Here is a 14697-nt window from a genome sequence, read left to right as displayed (position 1 = left end):
CAGTTTGATTCGTAACGGAATATTCATAAATTTGCGACCCGAAATCAGGAATAATAAAGAAACTCGAATAAATAAGTAATAAGGAAACGGTATGATTGTAATTCCCTTGAAAGAAGGAGAGAACATCGAACGTGCTCTCAAGCGTTTCAAAAGAAAATTTGAAAAAACCGGAGTAGTAAAAGAACTGCGTAGCCGTCAGGCTTATACCAAACCTTCGGTTGAGCGTCGCACGGAGATTAAAAAAGCGATCTATATTCAGCAAATGCAGCGTGAGGAAGATTAAGGCATGTTAAGGGCTGAGACATGTGTAATGGGTACGATTTTTTTCGTATCTTGAATTCAGAATCTCTTAACCCTTTTCAATGTTTAATCAGGAATCATTTCTGAATTATCTGAAATACGAAAAGCGTTATTCGCCACATACGATGGCGGCCTATAAAAAAGACCTCGATCAGTTTATTTCTTTCGGGAATGAATTGGTGGAGGATTTTTGTTTAGAGGCGGTCGATTTTCACTTGGTCAGACAGTGGATTATTTCCATGATGGAACAGGATATTTCGGCCCGGACGGTGAACCGGAAACTTTCAACGCTGAAGACCTATTTCAGATTTATGATGCGGGAAGAGTTGCTGGAGACCAATCCTATGGATCGGGTCATTGCGCCAAAGGTGAGCAAGCGTCTTCCTTCATTTCTTCAGGAAACCGAAATCAACCGGTTGCTGGACGGGAAGTATTTCAGTGATGATTTTGAAGGCTTGCGCGATAAGGCCATGATAAGCCTCTTCTACGGGACCGGAATTCGTTTGGCGGAACTTCGAGCCATAAAAACGGAAGATCTGAACCTAAACGAATGTATGGTGAAAGTTCTGGGGAAGAGAAACAAGGAGCGGTTGGTTCCGTACCCACGGGAAATAAATCGCGATTTAACCGCCTATATTGCCGAACGGCGTGAACTTTTCGGAGAAGGGTCTTGTTTTTTATTTATGACAGCAGCCGGTGAACCGGTTTACGATAAGCTGGTCTATCGTTCTGTGAAAAAACATTTGGCTAAAGTTACCACACTCGATAAAAAAAGTCCGCATATTCTGCGGCACACTTTTGCCACGCATCTTTTGAATCATGGGGCTGACCTGAATGCAATCAAGGAGTTGTTAGGACACGCTAACCTGGCAGCGACGCAAGTCTACACCCATACATCTTTTGAGAAGCTAAAAGAAGTTTATAAACAAGCTCACCCCAGAGCTTAAACGAATGGAGGATCTATTATGGACGTTAAAGTACAAGCAGTTCATTTCAAAGCCGATCAGAAGCTGATCGAATTTTGTGAAAAAAAAGTAAACAAGTTGGACTTGTTCTTTGACGGGATTATCGGTGCCGATATAGTGCTGAAACTGGTAAACGACGAGGAAAAGGAAAACAAAGTATCGGAGATAAAACTGTCCGTTCCTTCCAATGAAAACCTCTTTGCCAAAAAGCAGGCCCGAACCTTCGAGGAAGCGACCGATTTGGCGATCGATGCGTTGCGTCGTCAGCTCAAGAAATACAAGGAAAAACTAAAGGCTAAATAATTTAAAAAAAGTGTGGTAAATTTGCTTTTTAGGTAAAAAAATTTTTACATTTGCAAACCATTTTTAAGGAGGAATTCCTTAGAAATGGTTTGTTCTGTGTATAGGGGCGTAGTTTGGGCAGGTAGCTTAGAATTAAACGTAACTATCGGGGATAAATAACTGTTTGATAGATGGGTGAAGGTGTTTTGTTGGTTTAAAACCTCTTGATTTTGTCAGGAAAACAGTGCTAAGGTTCATCGGAATTTTTATTGAATTGGGGAGATACCAAAGTGGCCAACTGGGGCAGACTGTAAATCTGCTGGCTTATGCCTTCGTAGGTTCGAATCCTGCTCTCCCCACGTGAAATTTTTGCGGGAGTAGCTCAGCTGATAGAGCATCAGCCTTCCAAGCTGAGGGTCGCGGGTTTGAATCCCGTCTCCCGCTCTAATTTTGCCGATGTAGCTCAGGGGTAGAGCGCTTCCTTGGTAAGGAAGAGGTCACGAGTTCAATTCTCGTCATCGGCTCGTAAAAAGATTAGATGATTAACAAATAGAAAATTTAAAACACACTATCTAATTTTTGGAGTTATGGCTAAAGAACATTACGACAGGTCCAAAGACCACGTGAACATTGGTACCATTGGCCACGTGGACCACGGTAAGACAACACTTACAGCTGCAATCACTAAAGTTTTGGCAAAAAAGGGATTGTCTGAAATAAAAGAATTCGATTCTATTGACAATGCACCTGAAGAAAAAGAGCGTGGTATTACTATTAATACTGCTCACGTAGAGTACCAGACTGAGAACCGTCACTATGCGCACGTTGACTGTCCTGGTCACGCCGACTATGTTAAGAACATGGTAACTGGTGCTGCTCAGATGGACGGAGCTATTCTTGTAGTAGCTGCTACTGATGGTCCTATGCCTCAGACTCGTGAGCACATCCTGTTGGCTCGCCAGGTAAACGTTCCTCGTATCGTTGTTTTCATGAACAAAGTTGACATGGTTGACGATGAGGAATTGCTGGAACTGGTTGAGATGGAAGTACGCGAACTGCTCGAATTCTACGAATTCGACGGTGACAATACTCCTGTTATTCAGGGTTCTGCTTTGGGTGCACTGAACGGTGAAGAAGAGTGGGAAGAAAAAGTAATGGAACTGATGAATGCAGTTGATACTTGGATTCCGCTGCCTCCGCGTGACATCGACAAAGACTTCCTGATGCCGGTAGAGGATGTATTCTCTATTACTGGTCGTGGAACTGTTGCTACAGGTCGTATCGAAACTGGTGTTGTTCATACTGGTGACGAGCTGCAGATGATTGGTTTGGGTGCTGAAGGTCGTAAGACTGTATGTACCGGAGTTGAAATGTTCCGTAAGATTCTTGATGACGGACAGGCTGGTGACAACGTAGGTTTGTTGCTGCGTGGTGTTGACAAGAAAGAAATCAAGCGTGGTATGATTCTGGCTAAGCCGGGTTCAATCACTCCTCACACCAAGTTCAAAGCTGAGATTTACGTACTGAAGAAAGAAGAAGGTGGTCGTCACACTCCTTTCCACAACAAATACCGTCCGCAGTTCTATCTGCGTACGCTTGACGTAACCGGTGAAATTTCTCTTCCTGAAGGAACAGAAATGGTAATGCCTGGCGACAACGTATCAATTACTGTTGAGCTGATTTACCCGGTAGCATTGAACCTCGGTCTGCGTTTCGCAATCCGCGAGGGTGGTCGTACCGTAGGTGCTGGTCAGGTTACTGAGATTGTAGAGTAATTTGAAAGCATAAAGCTTAAACAATAAAGCAGTCCCGGACGTTATGTCCGGGACTGTATTTACAACGGGTAAGCCGGTTTGGGGCAGTTTTAGATGATAAGTTCGACTCTTATTACCCGACAATCTCGTAAAGAGAAACAAAACGAATTAAATTCGGATATGAAGATACAATCTTATTTCTCTGAAGCCTACACAGAGTTGGTGCACAAAGTAACATGGCCAACCTGGAAGGAATTACAGAATAGTGCAGTAGTAGTAATGGTTGCTTCCTTAATAATCGCACTGTTTATATTTTTAATCGATCTCGTTTTCGAGAATGCGATGAAATTTATATACAGTTTATTCTATTAATTTGATTCTGGAGGACCGTAATGAGTGAAATTCAACGCAAATGGTATGTTCTTCGAACCATCGGAGGAAAAGAAAAGAAGGTAAAAGAATATATCGAAAATGAAGTTGCGAATGCTGGTCTTCAGGATTACATTTCACAGGTTTTAATCCCGACGGAGAAGGTATATCAAATCCGCAACGGAAAGAAAGTGGCAAAAGAACGCAACTTCTTCCCGGGTTACGTCCTGATTGAAGCAGCATTGGTGGGAGAGATTCCACACATGCTAAAGAACATTACCAATGTGATTGGTTTTCTGGGTGACACAAAGGGCGGCGATCCCGTTCCGATGCGTCAGTCGGAGGTAAACCGAATTCTTGGTAAGGTCGACGAGCTTCAGGAAAGTGGCGAAGGCTTTGAAGTACCGTTCGTTGTTGGTGAGACCATCAAAGTGACCGACGGACCATTTAACGGTTTCAACGGAATCATTGAAGAAGTCAATGAGGAGAAGAAGAAACTGAAAGTAATGGTGAAGATTTTCGGTCGAAAAACTCCTTTGGAGCTTAGCTTTATGCAAGTGGAAAAGGAGTAACGTAACTTTTTCTAAAAAAACGTTATGGCAAAAGAAGTTGCTGGATTAATTAAATTACAGATTAAAGGTGGTGCAGCTAATCCCTCACCTCCCGTAGGTCCGGCCCTTGGTGCCAAAGGGGTGAACATCATGCAGTTCTGCAAGCAGTTTAATGCCAGGACGCAGGAGCAGGCAGGCAAAGTATTACCGGTAGTAATTACCGTGTATGCCGATAAGTCATTCGACTTTATCGTAAAAACACCGCCTGTAGCAGTTCAGCTTATTGATGCAGCAAAGGTAAAGAAAGGATCTCCGGAGCCTCACGTAAACAAAGTGGGAGAGGTATCATGGGATCAGGTGAAGGAAATTGCCGAAGGCAAAATGACTGACCTGAACTGTTTCACCGTGGAATCGGCGATGCGTATGGTTGCCGGTACCGCTCGGAGTATGGGGATTACCGTAACAGGAGACTCTCCATTTAATAACTAAAAAAGTAAACGTCCAAATGGCAAAAGTTACCAAAAATAAAAAGGCTGCTTTGGAGAAACTCGAAGCCGGGAAAGTCTATACTTTGGAAGAAGCGTCATCGCTGGTGAAAGAAATTACCAGTAGCAAATTCGATGCTTCGGTTGATATAGATGTCCGTCTCGGAGTCGATCCCAGGAAAGCCAACCAAATGGTACGCGGTGTTGTGACTTTGCCCCATGGAACCGGTAAATCAGTAAAAGTGCTGGCACTGGTAACTCCTGATAAGGAAGCCGAAGCCAAAGAAGCAGGTGCTGATTATGTTGGTCTGGATGAATACATCGAGAAAATCAAAGGCGGTTGGACCGATGTAGACGTTGTGATCACCATGCCTCCGGTAATGGGAAAAGTAGGTCAGTTGGGTCGTGTTCTTGGACCTCGTGGTCTGATGCCCAATCCCAAAAGTGGAACCGTTACCATGGAAGTTGGTAAGGCTATCCAGGAAGTAAAGATGGGTAAGATCGACTTCAAAGTTGACAAATATGGTATTGTTCATACCTCAGTTGGAAAAGTATCATTCGAATCGGATAAAATCGAGGCGAACATCCGCGAGTTTGTACATACCATTCAGAAATTAAAGCCCGCCGCTGCAAAAGGTACATACATTAGAAGCATTTATGTTTCAAGTACCATGAGCCCAGGGATTCAGGTTGAACCTAAGTCTTGCTTGGACTAAGTAAAAGATAATTGCGATGAAAAGATCCGAAAAAATAGAGGTTATTGATCAATTAACCGAGCAGATCAATTCATACAGTCATTTTTACTTGGCCGATATAGCTGACCTGGATGCCGAAAAGTCAAGCAACTTACGGCGGTTGTGTCACAAGCGTGAAGTAAAACTGATTGTAGTTAAGAATACGCTGCTCCGTAAAGCCCTCGAGAATTCTGAAAAAGAAACTGAGACGCTTTATGATGTACTGAAAGGAAATACCTCCATTCTGTTTAGCAATACAGGTAATGCACCGGCAAAACTCATCAAAGAGTTCGCTAAGGCAAACAAGAAACCTGTATTAAAAGGTGCTTATGTCGAAGAATCAACTTACGTTGGCGCCGATCAGTTGGAAGTATTGGTAAATATCAAATCGAAAGAAGAATTGCTTGCAGACGTTATCGCACTGCTCCAGTCACCGGCCAAGAATCTTATCTCGGCTCTTCAGTCTGGAGGTTCAACAATTTCTGGTGTATTGAAAACATTGGAAGAGCGTAACGCCTAATTATTATTACAATTTAGAGTTAAAAAATTTAATCACTTAATATTTAAATCTCGAGGAAAATGGCAGATCTTAAAAAGCTTGCAGAAGAACTGGTAAATCTGACTGTAAAAGATGTTACTGAACTGGCTGAGATCCTGAAAGAAGAATATGGCATCGAGCCTGCAGCTGCTGCTGTAGCCGTTGCTGGTCCTGCTGCTGGTGGCGAAGGTGCCGCTGAAGAAGCTCAAACTGAGTTTGATGTTATCCTGAAAGCTGCTGGTGGTTCTAAGTTGGCCGTAGTAAAACTGGTTAAGGAATTAGCTGGTGTGGGTCTGAAGGAAGCCAAAGAATTGGTTGACGGTGCGCCGAAAGCCATCAAAGAAAAAGTCTCGAAAGAAGAAGCAGAATCTCTTAAATCTCAACTTGAAGAAGCTGGAGCTGAAGTTGAACTCAAATAAGACTTTGACCTGTACTTCTGAGGTTATATACGGTTTAGAATCCCGAAAAGGGATTCTAAGCCTTTTTATGTTTATATTTTAGGTTCCTTAATTTGGTCGATAATGTCTTCAAATACTGTAAATAAAAGAATTAGTTTTGCATCTACCAAGAGTAGGTTTGAGTACCCCGATTTCCTGGAGGTGCAGATTAAATCTTTCAAGGAATTTTTCCAGTTGGGAACCTCTCCTGAAGAACGGAAAAACGAAGGATTGAGTAGCGTTTTCCAGGAGAACTTCCCAATAACTGATACCCGAAATAATTTCGTCCTCGAATTTCTCGATTACCAGGTCGATCCGCCCCGATATTCGATTACCGAATGTATCGAGCGTGGGCTCACTTACAGTGTCCCCCTGAAAGCCAAATTAAAGCTTTACTGTACCGATCCCGAGCACGAAGATTTCGATACGGTGGTTCAGGATGTATATCTTGGCACCGTACCATACATGACACCCAGTGGCTCATACGTCATTAATGGTGCTGAAAGGGTAGTTGTATCTCAGCTGCACCGCTCACCCGGCGTATTCTTCGGTCAGAGTGTACATGCTAATGGAACCAAACTTTATTCAGCAAGGATTATTCCTTTCAAAGGTTCTTGGATCGAGTTTGCAACCGACATCAACAATGTGATGTTTGCATACATCGACCGGAAGAAAAAATTACCAGTTACCACCCTTTTGCGTGCGATTGGATACGAGAGTGATAAGGAGATTCTCGAAATCTTCGGTCTCGCTGATGAAGTGAAGGTTTCGAAGTCGGGAATTAAAAAGGTTGTTGGTCGAAAACTGGCTGCTCGTGTTCTGAAAACATGGGTAGAGGATTTTGTCGATGAAGATACCGGTGAGGTGGTATCCATCGAACGTAACGAAGTAATCATCGATCGTGAGACGGTTATTCAACCCGAACACGTTGATGAAATTCTTGATTCGGGTGCAAAAACGATCCTTCTGCACAAGGAAGAGCAGAATGTTGGTGACTATGCCATCATTTACAATACCTTACAGAAAGACCCGTGTAACTCGGAAAAAGAAGCGGTACTGCACATCTACCGGCAGCTGCGTAACTCTGAGCCGCCGGACGATGCAACCGCACGTGATGTGATCGAAAAATTGTTCTTCTCAGAAGTTCGTTATGACCTGGGAGAAGTAGGACGTTACCGTATCAATAAGAAGCTTGGGCTGAACATTGATATGGATACCCGCGTGCTTACCAAAGAGGACATTATCGAAATCATCAAGTACCTCATAAAGTTGGTCAACTCGAAAACTGATGTCGATGATATCGACCACTTGTCGAACCGTCGTGTTCGTACAGTTGGAGAGCAGATGTATAACCAGTTTGGTGTAGGTCTGGCCCGTATGGCGCGTACCATTCGTGAGCGAATGAACGTCCGCGACAACGAGGTGTTCACCCCGGTTGACCTGATTAACTCGAAGACTCTTTCTTCGGTTATCAACTCCTTCTTCGGCACCAATGCTCTGTCGCAGTTCATGGACCAAACCAACCCGTTGGCCGAAATGACGCACAAGCGTCGTATGTCGGCACTCGGTCCTGGTGGTCTGTCCCGCGAGCGTGCCGGTTTCGAGGTTCGTGACGTTCACTATACGCACTATGGTCGTCTGTGTCCGATCGAAACCCCGGAAGGTCCGAACATCGGTCTGATTTCTTCGCTTTGTGTATTTGCAAAGATTACTGACCTCGGATTTATTTCGACTCCTTACCGCAAGGTGGAAACCGGAAAAGTAAGTTTGAGCAATGATGATGTTGTTTACCTGACAGCTGAAGAAGAAGAGGGTAAAATCATCGCTCAGGCAAACGCACCACTGAAAGAAGACGGCGAATTTGTTAACAACCGTATTAAGTCGCGTCTCGACGCCGATTACCCGGTTGCCGGTCCGGACGAGATTGCTCTGATGGACGTTGGTCCTAACCAGATTGCATCGATTGCTGCATCATTGATTACTTTCCTCGAGCATGATGATGCCAACCGTGCATTGATGGGATCGAACATGATGCGTCAGGCTGTTCCACTGTTGCGTCCGGAAGCTCCGATTGTAGGAACCGGATTGGAAGGCTACGTGGTTCGTGATGCCCGCGTTCAGATTGCTGCTGAAGGCGATGGTGTTATCGACTATGTTGACGCGAACAAAATCGTTGTTAAATATGATATGACCGATGAGGAGCGCTTTGTGAGCTTCAATTCGGATACGAAAACATATTATCTACAAAAATATCAGAAAACCAACCAAGGTACTTGTGTCGACCTTACACCGATGGTTTTTAAGGGCCAGCGGGTAACGAAAGGCGAACTGATGACTCAGGGCTATGCAACCCAAAAAGGGGAGCTGGCACTGGGACGCAACCTGAAAGTTGCCTTCATGCCCTGGCAGGGATATAACTATGAGGATGCAATCGTGGTTTCCGAGCGGATTGTCCGCGAAGACATTTTCACTTCGGTTCACATCGACGAGTACTCGCTCGAAGTACGTGATACCAAGCGTGGAGCTGAGGAATTCACTTCCGATATTCCGAACGTAAGTGAAGAAGCGACCCGCAACCTTGATGAGAATGGTCTGATTCGCATTGGAGCCAATGTGAAACCGGGCGATATCATGATCGGTAAGATTACTCCGAAAGGAGAATCCGATCCTTCTCCGGAAGAAAAACTGCTCCGTGCTATCTTCGGTGACAAAGCCGGTGATGTGAAAGATGCTTCGTTGAAAGCTTCTCCTTCACTTCGTGGTGTAGTTATCGATAAAAAGCTTTTCTCCCGCGTGATGAAAGAGAAAAAAGGCAAGATTACCAGCAAGCCTTTGCTCGAACAAATTGACCGCGAGTTTGAAGCTGAAATTGAAAAACTGAACGAAATTCTGTACGATAAAATCTTTACCCTTGTTAATGGTAAAACATCGCAGGGTGTAAAAGATTACTTCAATACGGATATTATTCCGAAAGGAACCAAGTTCACCTTGAAGCAACTACAGGCAATCGATTATCTGAACGTGAATCCAAACAAATGGACGACCGATAAGGATAAGAACGATATGATTCGCGACCTTGTAAACAACTACATCATGAAATACAAGGAAGCGGAAGCTGTTGCCCGTCGTAAGCGTTACAACGTAACCATCGGTGATGAACTTCCTGCCGGAATTCTCCAGCTGGCCAAAGTTTATATTGCTAAAAAGCGGAAACTGCAGATTGGTGATAAGATGGCTGGTCGCCACGGTAACAAAGGTATTGTATCGCGTATTGTACGCGACGAAGACATGCCGTTCCTTGACGATGGAACTCCGGTGGATATCGTATTGAACCCGCTGGGTGTACCGTCGCGTATGAACTTGGGACAGATTTACGAAACCGTTCTGGGGTGGGCCGGTAGAGAACTGGGATTGACATTTGCCACTCCTATTTTCGACGGTGCATCACTCGACGAGATTTTGGAATATACCAATAAAGCAGGTGTTCCACGTTTCGGTAAAACTATCCTTCATGACGGTGAAACCGGTGAGCCATTTGACCAGCCGGCCACTGTAGGTGTTATCTACATGCTGAAACTGGGTCACATGGTTGAAGATAAGATGCACGCCCGTTCAATCGGTCCGTACTCGCTTATTACGCAGCAGCCACTTGGTGGTAAAGCGCAATTCGGTGGTCAGCGTTTTGGAGAGATGGAGGTTTGGGCACTCGAAGCATTTGGTGCATCACACATCCTGCAGGAAATTCTGACGGTGAAATCCGACGACGTCATCGGAAGGGCAAAAGCCTACGAAGCCATTGTAAAAGGCGATCCGATGCCAAGTCCGGGTATCCCCGAATCGTTGAATGTATTGTTACACGAACTCAGGGGACTCGGATTGAGCGTAAACCTCGAGTAGTAGAATATTAAGCTTAGGGTAAACCGGGTATGTTTCACATGCCCGGTATTCCCGAAGCACTATACTTCAGATATTGTATTCTTTACAAACTCTTTCGATAAATTATGGCATTCAGACGAGACAACAAGGTCAAAAGTAACTTCTCGAAAATCACCATCAGTTTGGCGTCTCCGGAAGAAATTCTGGAACGTTCACACGGGGAAGTACTGAAGCCAGAGACGATTAATTACCGCACCTATAAGCCCGAGCGTGACGGTCTTTTCTGTGAAAGGATCTTCGGGCCTGTAAAAGACTATGAATGTCATTGCGGGAAATACAAGCGCATCCGTTACCGCGGTATCGTTTGTGACCGATGCGGTGTGGAAGTGACTGAGAAGAAAGTCCGTCGTGAGCGCATGGGACACATCTCACTGGTGGTTCCGGTAGCCCACATCTGGTATTTTAAATCACTTCCGAACAAAATCGGTTACCTGCTTGGTTTGCCAACCAAGAAACTCGATTCCATCATTTACTACGAACGCTACGTGGTTATTAACGCGGGTATCAAACGTAATGATGGTGTAAAATATCTTGATTTCCTTACGGAAGAAGAGTACCTCGATATCATCGAGACCTTACCGAAGGAAAATCAAATGCTGGATGATGATCATCCGGACAAATTCATTGCTGATATGGGCGCCGAAGGACTGTACCGTCTGCTCGAGCGTCTTGATCTGGATGAAATGTCGTACGATCTTCGCCACAAAGCCAACACCGAAACTTCGCAGCAGCGGAAAAACGAGGCATTGAAACGTCTCCAGGTAGTTGAAGCTTTCCGTGCGTCGAAAGGTCGTAACCGTCCGGAGTGGATGATTGTGAAAGTAGTTCCGGTTATTCCACCGGATCTGCGTCCGTTGGTTCCGTTGGATGGTGGACGTTTCGCTACTTCCGACCTGAACGATCTGTATCGTCGGGTTATCATCCGTAACAACCGTTTGAAACGACTGATTGAAATCAAAGCTCCCGAAGTGATTCTCCGTAACGAGAAACGTATGCTTCAGGAAGCTGTCGATTCACTCTTCGATAATAGCCGTAAGTCCAATGCAGTGAAAACGGATAACAACCGTGCACTGAAATCACTGTCCGACTCGCTGAAAGGTAAGCAGGGACGTTTCCGTCAGAACTTGCTGGGTAAACGTGTCGACTATTCAGCCCGTTCGGTAATTGTGGTTGGACCAACGCTTCGTATCCACGAATGTGGTATTCCGAAGGATATGGCTGCCGAGCTTTACAAACCGTTCATCATTCGTAAATTGATTGAGCGCGGTATTGTAAAGACCGTTAAATCAGCGAAGAAAATTGTCGACCGGAAAGACCCGGTTATCTGGGATATTCTGGAGAACGTGATGAAAGGACATCCGGTTATGCTGAACCGTGCTCCTACGCTTCACCGACTCTCTATCCAGGCATTCCAGCCGGTACTGGTCGAAGGTAAAGCTATCCGTCTGCACCCGTTGGTATGTACCGGTTTTAACGCCGACTTCGACGGTGACCAGATGGCTGTTCACCTTCCGTTGGGTAATGCCGCCATTTTGGAGGCTCAGTTGCTGATGTTGTCATCGCACAACCTGCTGAACCCGGCCAATGGTGCTCCTATTACCGTTCCTTCTCAGGATATGGTGTTGGGTCTGTACTACATGACCAAACCGCGGAAAGGTGCCCGGGGCGAAGGCTTGACTTTCTACTCTCCGGAAGAAGCAATTATTGCACACAACGAAGGCAAAGCTGAGATACATGCAATTGTCAACTGTAAAGTACTTGATCTGGATGAGAACGGTGAGCTGACAGAGCAGATGATTGAAACGACTGTTGGTCGAATCATCTTTAATGAGCTTGTGCCGAAAGAAGCCGGTTATATCAACAAGTTATTGACCAAAAAGGCATTGCGAGAAATTATTTCGTTAATTCTGAAACGCACCAGCAATGCTGTTACCGCTCAGTTCCTCGATGATATCAAGAACACCGGTTATAAGATGGCATACCGTGGTGGTCTGTCATTTAACCTCGACGACGTTATCATTCCTGATGAAAAATCAGAAATGGTTGCCGAAGGTTATGCCGAAGTTGAAGAGGTGATGGCCAACTACAACATGGGTTTCATTACCAACAACGAGCGCTACAACCAGGTAATTGATATCTGGACACACGTTAACGCCAAGTTGACCCAGAATGTAATGCAGACGTTGAGCAGCGATAAGCAGGGATTCAACTCGATTTACATGATGCTTGACTCGGGAGCCCGTGGTTCGAAAGAGCAGATTCGTCAGCTGTGCGGTATGCGTGGATTGATGGCGAAACCTCAGAAGTCTGGTTCAACCGGTGCTCAGATTATTGAGAACCCGATTTTGGCCAACTTCAAGGAAGGACTTTCGGTACTGGAGTACTTTATTTCTACTCACGGTGCTCGTAAAGGTTTGGCCGATACCGCACTGAAAACTGCCGATGCTGGTTATTTGACCCGTCGTTTGGTTGACGTTGCGCAGGATGTGATTATTTCAGAAAGTGATTGTGGTACATTGCGTGGATTGGTAGCCAGCGCTATCAAAAACAACGAAGAAGTTGTTGCATCGCTGTATGAACGTATTTTGGGGCGTACCACTGTTCATGATATTTACCACCCGATGACCGGAAAACTTATTATCCGTTCGGGAGAGGAAATTACAGAAGAGATCGGGAAAGTCATCGACGAGTCACCTATCGAGCGTGTTGAAATTCGTTCGGTACTGACCTGTGAATCTGAAGTGGGTGTTTGTGCCAAATGTTATGGCCGTAACCTGGCTACAGGTAACATGGTTTCTGCAGGTGAGTCGGTTGGTGTAATTGCTGCCCAGTCGATTGGAGAGCCGGGTACTCAGCTGACACTGCGTACCTTCCACGTGGGGGGTATTGCCGGTAACGTCTCGTCACAGTCTACTGTTGTGGCCCGTTACGATGGTATTGCACAGTTCGAAGAGCTACGTTCGGTTGAATGGACCGATGATGCCGGTGACGACATGGATATCGTTGTTAGCCGTTTGGCCGAGTTGAAGATTGTTGACAAGAATACGGGTATTCCGTTGTCGACTCACGCACTGCCTTACGGTTCTAAACTCTACGTTAAGGAAGGCGAGCCCATTACCAAGGATAGCAAGCTTTGTGAGTGGGACCCGTATAACGGTGTAATTATTACCGAATTCAAAGGACGTGTTTCGTACCAGGATTTGATTGATGGAATTACCTATCGTGAAGAATCCGATGAGCAGACCGGATATAAGGAGAAAGTAATCGTTGAAACCCGTGATAAAACCAAGAACCCGACCCTGCGTATTCTCGATGAGAATGGCGAGGTGTTGCGTTCGTACAACCTCCCGGTAGGCGGTCACTTGAGTGTTGACGAAGGAGCTACCGTGAAGGCAGGTGATGTATTGATGAAGATTCCGCGTGCTTCTGGTAAAGCGGGCGATATTACCGGTGGTCTGCCGAGGGTAACCGAGCTGTTCGAGGCACGTAATCCTTCGAATCCTGCCGTTGTATCCGAAATCGATGGTGAAGTATCACTGGGTAAAATCAAGCGTGGTAACCGCGAGATTATCATCACTTCCCGTGTAGGCGATGTGAAGAAATACCTGGTTCCGCTGTCTCGTCAGATTTTGGTTCAGGAGAACGACTACGTTCGTGCAGGTACACCGCTTTCCGATGGTGCAACTACGCCGGCAGACATCCTGAGAATTAAAGGCCCGACCGAAGTTCAGGAGTACATCGTGAACGAAGTACAGGACGTATATCGTATGCAGGGTGTGAAGATCAACGATAAGCACTTTGAAGTAATCGTTCGTCAGATGATGCGCAAAGTTGATATCGATGATCCGGGAGATACCCGCTTCCTCGAAAAACAGATTGTCGACAAGAGCGAGTTCAATCAGGAGAATGACTGGATTTACGACAAAATGGTTGTAAACGATCCGGGAGATTCCGAAACGCTGCGTCCGGGACAGATTATCACTGCCCGTCGTTTGCGCGATGAAAACTCGCAGCTGAAACGTCGCGACAAAAAGATTGTGGAAGCACGTCCGGCTGTACCGGCTACATCAAACCAGGTACTCCAGGGAATTACCCGTGCGGCACTGCAAACCAAGTCGTGGATGTCGGCTGCGTCGTTCCAGGAAACTACTAAGGTATTGAACGAAGCCGCTATCAACGGTAAGGTCGATTACCTCGAAGGTTTGAAAGAGAACGTCATCTGCGGACACCTCATCCCGGCCGGTACCGGTAAGCGCGAATATCGCAACCTGGTAGTTGGCTCACGTGAGGAGTACGATCGTTTGGTAGACATCAAGGCATCCGAAAATGTAGATGCTGAATAAAGT

Annotated in this window: 12 protein-coding genes and 3 tRNA genes; all 15 read left to right on the top strand. The window is 45.5% G+C overall.

The features are described 5' to 3' along the window. Positions 1-91: 91 nt before the first annotated feature. The gene (rpsU, locus tag GJU87_RS14025; protein WP_106540157.1) at positions 92-283 is read left to right on the top strand and encodes a 30S ribosomal protein S21; all 192 of its coding nucleotides are present in this window, start codon (positions 92-94) and stop codon (positions 281-283) included. 79 nt (positions 284-362) lie between these two features. After that, positions 363-1247, top strand: coding sequence for a tyrosine-type recombinase/integrase (locus tag GJU87_RS14020; protein ID WP_153640081.1), 885 nt, complete (start codon positions 363-365; stop codon positions 1245-1247). A gap of 18 nt (positions 1248-1265) precedes the next feature. Then, positions 1266-1568 (top strand): ribosome hibernation-promoting factor, HPF/YfiA family, encoded by a 303-nt coding sequence (hpf, locus tag GJU87_RS14015; RefSeq protein ID WP_106540155.1) that lies wholly within the window; start codon positions 1266-1268, stop codon positions 1566-1568. Between the two features lie 255 nt (positions 1569-1823). Continuing rightward, positions 1824-1906, top strand: a tRNA-Tyr gene (locus GJU87_RS14010). A 12-nt stretch (positions 1907-1918) separates the two neighbouring features. Next, positions 1919-1991 (top strand) — tRNA-Gly (locus tag GJU87_RS14005). A gap of 8 nt (positions 1992-1999) precedes the next feature. Beyond that, positions 2000-2071 (top strand) — tRNA-Thr (locus GJU87_RS14000). Between the two features lie 63 nt (positions 2072-2134). Beyond that, entirely contained in the window at positions 2135-3322 is a 1188-nt protein-coding gene (tuf, locus tag GJU87_RS13995; RefSeq protein ID WP_106540154.1) for an elongation factor Tu, read from the top strand. A gap of 93 nt (positions 3323-3415) precedes the next feature. After that, the gene (secE, locus tag GJU87_RS13990; protein ID WP_308788916.1) at positions 3416-3673 is read left to right on the top strand and encodes a preprotein translocase subunit SecE; all 258 of its coding nucleotides are present in this window, start codon (positions 3416-3418) and stop codon (positions 3671-3673) included. 20 nt (positions 3674-3693) lie between these two features. Continuing rightward, entirely contained in the window at positions 3694-4242 is a 549-nt protein-coding gene (nusG, locus tag GJU87_RS13985; protein ID WP_153640080.1) for a transcription termination/antitermination protein NusG, read from the top strand. 24 nt (positions 4243-4266) lie between these two features. Then, positions 4267-4710, top strand: a complete 444-nt coding sequence (rplK, locus tag GJU87_RS13980; protein ID WP_153640079.1) for a 50S ribosomal protein L11 — start codon at positions 4267-4269, stop codon at positions 4708-4710. A 16-nt stretch (positions 4711-4726) separates the two neighbouring features. Continuing rightward, positions 4727-5422: a 50S ribosomal protein L1 gene (gene rplA, locus GJU87_RS13975; protein ID WP_106540150.1), complete on the top strand. Its 696-nt coding sequence runs from the start codon at positions 4727-4729 to the stop codon at positions 5420-5422. A gap of 16 nt (positions 5423-5438) precedes the next feature. After that, complete coding sequence (gene rplJ / locus GJU87_RS13970; RefSeq protein WP_106540149.1) at positions 5439-5960, top strand: 50S ribosomal protein L10; 522 nt, start codon at positions 5439-5441, stop codon at positions 5958-5960. A 59-nt stretch (positions 5961-6019) separates the two neighbouring features. Continuing rightward, positions 6020-6397 (top strand): 50S ribosomal protein L7/L12, encoded by a 378-nt coding sequence (gene rplL, locus GJU87_RS13965; RefSeq protein WP_106540148.1) that lies wholly within the window; start codon positions 6020-6022, stop codon positions 6395-6397. 102 nt (positions 6398-6499) lie between these two features. Next, positions 6500-10312 carry a DNA-directed RNA polymerase subunit beta gene (rpoB, locus tag GJU87_RS13960; RefSeq protein ID WP_153640078.1) on the top strand — a complete coding sequence of 1271 codons (3813 nt, stop codon included), beginning with the start codon at positions 6500-6502 and terminating at the stop codon, positions 10310-10312. Between the two features lie 104 nt (positions 10313-10416). Then, positions 10417-14694 (top strand): DNA-directed RNA polymerase subunit beta', encoded by a 4278-nt coding sequence (gene rpoC / locus GJU87_RS13955; protein WP_153640077.1) that lies wholly within the window; start codon positions 10417-10419, stop codon positions 14692-14694. Positions 14695-14697: the final 3 nt, after the last annotated feature.

This window comes from Prolixibacter sp. NT017 (assembly GCF_009617875.1).
Classification (GTDB): Bacteria; Bacteroidota; Bacteroidia; order Bacteroidales; family Prolixibacteraceae; genus Prolixibacter.
Note: the sequence above shows the minus strand (reverse complement) of the source record. Positions and strands in the feature narration are given on the sequence as shown.

Excerpts from the sequence above, each read along its gene's own strand:
- GJU87_RS14020 (WP_153640081.1), top strand. The coding sequence starts at position 363 with ATGTTTAATCAGGAATCATTTCTGAATTATCTGAAATACGAAAAGCGT.
- rplJ (WP_106540149.1), top strand. The coding sequence starts at position 5,439 with ATGAAAAGATCCGAAAAAATAGAGGTTATTGATCAATTAACCGAGCAG.
- rplK (WP_153640079.1), top strand. The coding sequence starts at position 4,267 with ATGGCAAAAGAAGTTGCTGGATTAATTAAATTACAGATTAAAGGTGGT.
- hpf (WP_106540155.1), top strand. The coding sequence starts at position 1,266 with ATGGACGTTAAAGTACAAGCAGTTCATTTCAAAGCCGATCAGAAGCTG.
- rpoC (WP_153640077.1), top strand. The coding sequence starts at position 10,417 with ATGGCATTCAGACGAGACAACAAGGTCAAAAGTAACTTCTCGAAAATC.
- rpoB (WP_153640078.1), top strand. The coding sequence starts at position 6,500 with ATGTCTTCAAATACTGTAAATAAAAGAATTAGTTTTGCATCTACCAAG.
- rplL (WP_106540148.1), top strand. The coding sequence starts at position 6,020 with ATGGCAGATCTTAAAAAGCTTGCAGAAGAACTGGTAAATCTGACTGTA.
- nusG (WP_153640080.1), top strand. The coding sequence starts at position 3,694 with ATGAGTGAAATTCAACGCAAATGGTATGTTCTTCGAACCATCGGAGGA.
- tuf (WP_106540154.1), top strand. The coding sequence starts at position 2,135 with ATGGCTAAAGAACATTACGACAGGTCCAAAGACCACGTGAACATTGGT.
- rplA (WP_106540150.1), top strand. The coding sequence starts at position 4,727 with ATGGCAAAAGTTACCAAAAATAAAAAGGCTGCTTTGGAGAAACTCGAA.
- rpsU (WP_106540157.1), top strand. The coding sequence starts at position 92 with ATGATTGTAATTCCCTTGAAAGAAGGAGAGAACATCGAACGTGCTCTC.
- secE (WP_308788916.1), top strand. The coding sequence starts at position 3,416 with ATGATAAGTTCGACTCTTATTACCCGACAATCTCGTAAAGAGAAACAA.